Raw genomic sequence first — 6,880 nt, 5'->3', positions numbered from 1 at the left:
TGCTCGTGCTGGAGCTGGCCCGCTGCGAATACATCCTGCGGAGGGAAAATATCATCGCGCTGGGCAACAGCGGCACCGGCAAAACCCATGTGGCGCTCGCGCTGGGACTGGCGGCTTGCCAGAAAGGCTTCACGGTCGCGTTCACGACCGCCGCTGCCCTGGTCAACCAGCTGATGGAGGCGAGGGACGAAAAGCGACTGCTCAAGATGCAGCGCGATCTTGCAGCGGTGAAGCTGCTGATCGTCGATGAACTGGGCTATGTTCCTCTCTCGCCCACAGGCGCTGAGCTGCTGTTCGAGACATTCTCGCAGCGCTATGAGCGGGGATCAACGATCGTCACATCCAACCTGCCGTTCGAGGACTGGACGCAGGTCCTGGGATCCGAGCGGCTCACCGGCGCGCTGCTCGATCGGCTCACGCACCACGTCAGCATCCTGGCCATGAACGGCGATAGCTACCGCCTCAAGCAGTCCGCCCGCCGCCGTGCTGCCGGGGCGGAGCAAAACCAGGCCACTCCGGTCGTCGACGCAGACACTGGCGAGATCACCGCCACCTGATCAATGACGACCACGATATGAAGAGGGCCCCGATCGGGGCCCTCTTCATATCGTTAGGCCCGCTTCAACAGTGGCCTGCTTTTACTCCGCCCCGGTGGTCTGGAATCTGACCGCCGTTGACACGGGAATGACCGTAAGGCCGTTGGGCTGGAAAAACTGATGACGCGGCTCTTTGTCGAGGATCAGGTCAACCACGCAGTTGTTGCGCGCAGCCATTTCGCAGAAGCCCTTAGCGAATTGGCCAATGCCTCCATGTGGAATGAGGTGCTGGTCGGAAATGAGGAATGCAATTCTCGTCTTCATCCTGATCCACTAGAAGTGGAGCGGTTAAAGGCCCGTTATTGAAACCAAACGACGGGAACGCTTCTGATGCCCAGCGCTTGGAGGGCGATGGATGAGGATGAGCGCTTAATTCGCGAGAAAGCTGAACGGGCCAGACGGCTCGCGCAGTCTATCAACGATGCGAAGGCTGAACGTGCCTTGCTCGACGCTGCCGAGGCCTATGAGGCGATGCTACCCAAGCAGGACATTCCACCAACTGCCTAGATCATAGCCAGCTTGAGCATCAGCGCGGCAGTCTTGTCGTGCATGACCACTACTATTTCCCCGCGTTCCGAATGCGTATCGCAGTTGTTGTAAACGATCAGTGGCGCGGGGTAGCCATTATCAACCAGCCATTCCCTCGCTGCCAGTTCCTTTTTGAAAGCCATCCATTGCTGCGGGGTTTGAAGCGCGCCTGTAATTGGGTTCTCCGCCAAATGGCCGTTGCAGATCGGCACGGCAAAATGGATGAAAGCATTGTACGTTGGCTGCTGGGTCATACCGCACCACCGTATTTCAGTATGCTAAGGATGTCCGCCTTAGGGGAGGTCGCGGACTGGTAGGAACCGTCAACCCTCTTTCTTTTGAAGGATTTTCTTTCTGGTCCAAGCCGCATCGACTATTTAGCGGGGCGAGATTGATCTAAATGAAGATGAAAGAAGCTCAGGCGCATAACGCTAGATGCTTGGCCATGGGCGCAACAATTGGGGGCGGTTACATATGAGGGTTAGCGGCGTGGTTCGAGGAGCGCTTGGTCATAGCGTAATGCGCAAGGCATTTTGGTGTGTAGCAGGGCTGCTAATCGCTCTCTCGCAACCGTCTACTGCGGCCAATATAACGCACCGTCAAGTCTCAGACGGCTTCGAAGCAATCATCATCGACGGTGCGATCGAAGCGCCTGACTTAGAGAATTTCCGAGCGCTATCAATCCGCTACAAAGAAGCGATTGTTATTCTAGATAGTCGAGGTGGTGCGCTTGTGCCCGCCATAGAGATCGGCAAGCTGATACGACTGACTGGCTACTCAACGCTGGTTGTGGAAAACGGTGATTGCCTTTCATCTTGTGCGCTTATCTGGTTAGCCGGCTCCAAGAGGCTTTTGTCTCCGAAAGGGAGGGTGGGATTTCACGCGAGCTATCTCGATAATAAAGGCGTCAAGCAAGAGACTGGCGTGGGTAACGCGATAGTTGGCCATTATCTGTCACTACTGAACTTTCCGCAAAAAGCTGTCATATTTGCTACTTCGGCTGGGCCAGAAGAAATCAATTGGCTTGATAACAGCAATAAAGCGATGGCCGGGATCGACTTCGAAGACTTCATTATCGGAAATTCTGAGGTGCGACAAACTCCACAGACCGTGCGTACACCAGCGCCAGTCGCAGCGGCACGCCCGTCGACGCCAACATCGTCGCGCCCAATATCATCCTACACACTAGCTGAGATTGAACAGTCGCTACGCATCTCGATGTCCAAACCTGAGACATTAGATAAGATGGCCTCTAGTGTGAAATTGGATGCGGCAGGAACTGCGGTTTTTCGCGACCATCTACTTAGGATTTATAGTAACGGTAAACTAATCCATAAGTTGGCGGAACAACTTTATAATGCAAGGGCATCATTGTCTAACGAGCTGGCGTACACCATGGGCCGGGAAATAGGCCAAGCGACTTCAATGAAGCTGATGTTCTCTGGACTTAGCCGCCTTAGTGATACCGATGTTAGGGCTTTTGTTAGCTATATGGCAGCAATTCCGACGAAGGCGAATGCTAAAGAGTGTAAGGCTATCTTCTCGCAAAATAACAACGATCCGATGGCCGAATTTAGGGCCGTTGCAGCATCTGGGTCGCAAGCGCTTTCAAGCTACTTAGCTCTGATGAGAAAGGCAATCGACGCTGAATTGGCTGATTATCCGGTGAAGGTCGCAGTCTCGGATAATCAAAAGAAACTCTCTGATAAGGCGGTTGAAGATGCATTCGCGCGGGAGTTTAAAGGATTGAAGCCAAGCGAGGTCGAGCGGGTAAGTAAGGCGCTCTCCAATTTCGAAGCTGCTTCTGATGAAGATGCTTGTGATGCATACTATCTTGTCTTCAAAGTCACCTCTGGTTTGGATGGCCTGCCCGGAGATTGGTATCGTCGTGCGTTCATAAACAGCCTGAACCAGAACTAACTCACCTTGTTGGGCGTTATGCTGGCAGTAATTATTGATCCTTATTTTTGCTATCGGGCCTGCCGATCTCACAGGAAGTCAACGTCAAAGAGTGGGTGATTATCAAGTCAGGTGACTGCATACGATTGGAGTAGGCGCTGTTGCTTACGAAGATCGGAGTGGCACAATATGGTTGCTTTTAATCCCAGCATGATCGTCCCCGTTGCTAAGTCGGCTGAGTTTGCATCGGACACCGGGCAGGAACGCAACGCAAAGTCCATACTGCTCGACGGCATCACCAAGCAGATTGCGTTGTTCAAAAACCCAAGCGAAAATGGTCGGCGCTGGTTCACCATCGGTAAGACGGAAACGAAGATCACACTTCGTGTCAACAACCAGCCCATCAAAATCGTCGGCGACGAAACCAGCGTGGTTGTGCCGTCGGAGCATTTTGAAGCGGCGATGAACCACTACGCCAAGGAAATCAGAGATGGGAAGATGGACCCGGCGTTGGTCGAAGCCGATGCGGGGATCGTAGCGCGCCGGGACAAGCTGCGTAAAACCCGCGAGGACAAAAAGAAGCCTGCTTAATCCTTCTAACTTACAACACAGGGGCGGCCAGTCGGTCGCCCTTTTTTGTTGAACTGTTAACTTATGTCGGGCAGTTACGCTCCATACCAAAGGAGACTGTCATGGCGAAGATCGACCTGAGCAAATTCATCGACAACAATCTCAAAGCTGAGTTTGATGCGAAGCCCTATGATGTGTCGAAGGACCGGGCAAAGCTGATTAAACGGTTCGAAGCTGCACTCAACCAGCAGCAGTCGGGCAATAGCAAAGTCCCCAACAAGCTGTGGAAGTCGAAGAATGGCGTCGTGGAATTCAGCGTTCCTAGCCTGACCATCAACGGCACGACGACCAACTACATTCCAGAAGGCCAGTTCGGCGGCTTCATCACTGCGCTGATCGAGTTGACCGGCGAAGGCGAGTTCGACAAGTATCTCACGATTAGCGATGTCGCTAAAGGCGTAGCGCCGAAAGGCAGCGCTGGCACACGCCCTCCGAAGACCTTTGAGCAGAAGCTGAAATCGACGGTGGCAGCGGCAAAGCGGTTTAAGTGGACCCCCGAGCAGACGAAGACGGCGCTCAAGGACAAGGGCGCATCTGACGAGCAGATCAAGGCCGCGTTGGCCTGATATGAGAAAAGCCCCGGCTTGCTGATGGCCGGGGCTTTTCCATTTCGAATAATAAGGAGAGCAATTCAGAAACGCTACGCGCTAGGTGTCTGCATTGCCTTCTATTTATGCTCTGAGGTGCTGCAACCGGCGCGCTTCGCTGGCATACTGGCTAAGGGTTTTATCCGCTTTCCAATACAAGTCCTGCTCCATACGCAGGCCACCGGGCAGCTTTACGCTTAGGACTTCCTCTAGGTCCAGATAGCCCATTTCCGGCGAACCAAATCCCAAATCCACTATCCCGAACGACAACCCGCTTTCCGGGTCTTTTTCCGTCACTAGTATTGTGGCCGATCCGATCGGGCTGAATATCTTGACCACCGGGGTTAGATCCATTTCTCCGTTTGTCCCCTTGACCTTTAACTGCTCAGTCCAATTTGCCTCAAGCAGCGCTAAGTCGGCTGGGCGTATAACTTCGGTGTAGTCCATGTAGGCACTTCCTCTTCGGTTGATGTGCCTAAAGACATGCAAAGCCTTTCAGCCAAAAGAGCAAGAAAATAGTGGTTCAGCTTGTGGTCCAATTATCTCGCGTGAGCATCAAAGAGTGGATGATTACCTAAGCAGGTGGCTGCATATGCTGTTGGAAGGAGACAGTAGATGCAAACGCAGATCGACCTCAACGCACTTGCCAATTATGTAGAAACCACTTTCGACTACCACCCCGACTTCGAAGATGATGCTTTCGCGTTTTCGTTTCAGGGAGTGCGTATCTACTGCGAACGTAAGCCAGCCTGTTTTGATCTGCATGTCGGCTCTGATCTCTTGCAGTTGCCACGCTGCTAAACGCCGTCGCTGGTCCCCGTAGAGACCTACGAGAACAAAGAAGCCCCGACTGTGTAACAGCGGGGCTTTCATTTAGGGTAACGCTCTACGGGGCTTGAAATGCCCTCATTCGGCTGCTTCCTGATCCGGGTTCCAATCCCGTTCGCCATCCGGTCCTTCATGCACAACGGCAGTGGTTCGACCATCGGGCGCGATGTGGACATAAACATCGCTGTTGTTTAGGGTTACGTGCGTTTCGCCACGGCTGTCGCAGAACATCTGGTCAATCAACCGGGTCAGGCTTTGATGCGTCTGAACGCGGGCTAGATAGCGTTCGTCTTTGTCCTCGCTACCGAGGGCGGTTCGCGCAGCAAGCAATAAGCTGGTGTCCTCTTCGGGGCGCAGAGAACCGCGTTCGATCTCCAATTCCTTCTGCATTCCTGCAAGCTGCGTTTCGTCAGCATCGACTTCGGCCTCAAGCTGGGCGACGCGCTGGGCTAGGGACTTGCTGAACACCTCAAGCAAATTGTCCGATCCTCGCTGCATTTGCTCACGCTTGGTCGCAATCGAGCGATCCAGTTCGGCAATCGCGATGGTCAGGTTTGCTACCTTGTCGCTGGGCTTGAAAGTGCTGTCCTTCATCGCAAGATCGAACATCGCGTCCAGTATGGACTTCTCAAGCGTCTCATACCGGATGCGCGTTTTGTTGGTGCATGTGTGGCCGCGTCGGGCGCTGTTACAGCGATAGTAGCTGCGGTCAGTTTTCGCCACATAGGTCGAGGGGGAACCGTCCAGTAACTTGTGACCTGTGCGCCGACCGACTTTCTGCTGGCTCTCAAAATACATTGCTCCACCACAAGTGCTGCATTTTGCAATCCCTGAAAGCAGGTTGTTCATCGTCTTGGTCGCCTGACCACCCCATTTTGCGCGCTGCGCCCGAAGCTGCTGGACCCTGTTGAATTTCTCGGCAGTGACGATCTGAGGGTAGAAGTTCTGCACGATGATACCTTTGGTCATTTCGTGGATGACCGAACGTGGCCTGCTCATCGGTTCAAACTCACCGATGACTGCTCGATTGGTGAGGATTTTATGCAGGTATGCAGTGTTCCAGCCCTGACCTCGATCTTTGATACCATAGGCCCAAGAGGCTTCCCGGCGCTCGTTGAGGCGCTGGACAATCGAGGGCAAACCGCGTCCCTCAATATACCAATCGAATATCTCGTTTACGACCGCTGCGCGATATGGGTTGATTAGCATTTCGTGCGTGGTGTCATCGCGTGTCAGCCAAGCCGGTAGGATTTTGGTCAATGCGCGCCGGTCGCCGTTTATCGCTGCGTCGATCTTTTTGGTCCAACTGGCCTTAATGCGGATGCTCTTTTTCTCGCTTTCCTCGCGGGCAAGTTCTGCCTTGAGGATAATGGACATGACCTTCATCATGTCGATGCGCGTGTTGGCTTCGTAGGTCTGATTATCATGCCACGTTGCAACCGTGACGCCGGACATGGTCAGTGACCGAAGCAGTTCGACTGCTTCCTCATATCCTTGTCGGGTTAGTCGATCGAGGTTCTCTACAGCAAGGACAGCACCATTGCTGAAATGACCTTCGCGGGCTTTTTGCTCAAAGCCATATAGCAGTGAGCCTTCGGATCGGTTAGCACCGTGAAATGCAGACTTACCCTCATCAACTATCTCGCGCTGGTCGGAGTGTTCCCAGCCCATACGTTCGATGAAAGCCCGACCCTCGTTGATTTGGCGTTCTAGCGAATGCCCCTTGCTCTGCTCTAACGAGCTAAAGCGGGCGTAAATCCATGCAGGCTGCGTCATATTTTTCCCTTAACGGCAAAGCGTTAATGGGTAGTG

The 6,880-nt window shown here is 53.5% G+C and carries 10 protein-coding genes; 7 read left to right on the top strand and 3 right to left on the bottom strand.

Features of this window, described 5'->3' with window-relative positions:
• From istB to KRZ98_RS04280, 3 genes are all read left to right on the top strand, one after another.
• Positions 1–557, top strand: a 557-nt coding sequence (gene istB / locus KRZ98_RS04290) for an IS21-like element helper ATPase IstB (protein WP_217672374.1), incomplete at its 5' end; no start/stop codon positions are given.
• A 159-nt stretch (positions 558–716) separates the two neighbouring features.
• Complete coding sequence (locus KRZ98_RS04285) at positions 717–902, top strand: hypothetical protein (RefSeq protein ID WP_217672373.1); 186 nt, start codon at positions 717–719, stop codon at positions 900–902.
• Positions 903–947: 45 nt separating this feature from the next.
• Entirely contained in the window at positions 948–1,103 is a 156-nt protein-coding gene (locus KRZ98_RS04280; RefSeq protein ID WP_217672372.1) for a hypothetical protein, read from the top strand.
• On the opposite strand, the gene KRZ98_RS04275 is transcribed toward KRZ98_RS04280, so the two are convergent.
• A complete protein-coding gene (locus tag KRZ98_RS04275; protein ID WP_217672371.1) occupies positions 1,100–1,378 on the bottom strand; it encodes a hypothetical protein in 279 nt (92 codons plus the stop codon). The genes KRZ98_RS04280 and KRZ98_RS04275 overlap by 4 nt on opposite strands.
• A 265-nt stretch (positions 1,379–1,643) precedes the next feature.
• On the opposite strand from KRZ98_RS04275, the gene KRZ98_RS04270 reads away from it, so the two are divergent.
• From KRZ98_RS04270 to KRZ98_RS04260, 3 genes are all read left to right on the top strand, one after another.
• Positions 1,644–3,044 carry a hypothetical protein gene (locus tag KRZ98_RS04270; RefSeq protein ID WP_217672370.1) on the top strand — a complete coding sequence of 467 codons (1,401 nt, stop codon included), beginning with the start codon at positions 1,644–1,646 and terminating at the stop codon, positions 3,042–3,044.
• 168 nt (positions 3,045–3,212) lie between these two features.
• Positions 3,213–3,614, top strand: a complete 402-nt coding sequence (locus tag KRZ98_RS04265; RefSeq protein WP_217672369.1) for a hypothetical protein — start codon at positions 3,213–3,215, stop codon at positions 3,612–3,614.
• A 101-nt stretch (positions 3,615–3,715) separates the two neighbouring features.
• Positions 3,716–4,219: a hypothetical protein gene (locus KRZ98_RS04260; RefSeq protein ID WP_217672368.1), complete on the top strand. Its 504-nt coding sequence runs from the start codon at positions 3,716–3,718 to the stop codon at positions 4,217–4,219.
• A 105-nt stretch (positions 4,220–4,324) separates the two neighbouring features.
• Here the strand turns inward: KRZ98_RS04260 and KRZ98_RS04255 are convergent, their stop codons facing one another.
• Positions 4,325–4,687: a DUF2958 domain-containing protein gene (locus tag KRZ98_RS04255; RefSeq protein WP_217672367.1), complete on the bottom strand. Its 363-nt coding sequence runs from the start codon at positions 4,685–4,687 to the stop codon at positions 4,325–4,327.
• 168 nt (positions 4,688–4,855) lie between these two features.
• Between KRZ98_RS04255 and KRZ98_RS04250 the strand changes: the two genes are divergently transcribed.
• Positions 4,856–5,041: a hypothetical protein gene (locus tag KRZ98_RS04250; protein ID WP_217672366.1), complete on the top strand. Its 186-nt coding sequence runs from the start codon at positions 4,856–4,858 to the stop codon at positions 5,039–5,041.
• A gap of 105 nt (positions 5,042–5,146) precedes the next feature.
• Here KRZ98_RS04250 and KRZ98_RS04245 read toward each other — a convergent pair whose 3' ends face one another.
• Positions 5,147–6,844, bottom strand: a complete 1,698-nt coding sequence (locus tag KRZ98_RS04245; protein WP_217672365.1) for a recombinase family protein — start codon at positions 6,842–6,844, stop codon at positions 5,147–5,149.
• Positions 6,845–6,880: the final 36 nt, after the last annotated feature.

This window comes from Sphingobium sp. AS12 (assembly GCF_019097845.1).
Taxonomy (GTDB): Bacteria; Pseudomonadota; Alphaproteobacteria; order Sphingomonadales; family Sphingomonadaceae; genus Sphingobium.
This window is presented reverse-complemented; position numbering and strand designations above follow the sequence as displayed.

Coding starts and splice junctions, on each gene's coding strand:
- KRZ98_RS04250 (WP_217672366.1), top strand. CDS start 4,856: ATGCAAACGCAGATCGACCTCAACGCACTTGCCAATTATGTAGAAACC.
- KRZ98_RS04285 (WP_217672373.1), top strand. CDS start 717: ATGACGCGGCTCTTTGTCGAGGATCAGGTCAACCACGCAGTTGTTGCG.
- KRZ98_RS04275 (WP_217672371.1), bottom strand. CDS start 1,378: ATGACCCAGCAGCCAACGTACAATGCTTTCATCCATTTTGCCGTGCCG.
- KRZ98_RS04270 (WP_217672370.1), top strand. CDS start 1,644: ATGCGCAAGGCATTTTGGTGTGTAGCAGGGCTGCTAATCGCTCTCTCG.
- KRZ98_RS04265 (WP_217672369.1), top strand. CDS start 3,213: ATGGTTGCTTTTAATCCCAGCATGATCGTCCCCGTTGCTAAGTCGGCT.
- KRZ98_RS04280 (WP_217672372.1), top strand. CDS start 948: ATGGATGAGGATGAGCGCTTAATTCGCGAGAAAGCTGAACGGGCCAGA.
- KRZ98_RS04255 (WP_217672367.1), bottom strand. CDS start 4,687: ATGGACTACACCGAAGTTATACGCCCAGCCGACTTAGCGCTGCTTGAG.
- KRZ98_RS04260 (WP_217672368.1), top strand. CDS start 3,716: ATGGCGAAGATCGACCTGAGCAAATTCATCGACAACAATCTCAAAGCT.
- KRZ98_RS04245 (WP_217672365.1), bottom strand. CDS start 6,844: ATGACGCAGCCTGCATGGATTTACGCCCGCTTTAGCTCGTTAGAGCAG.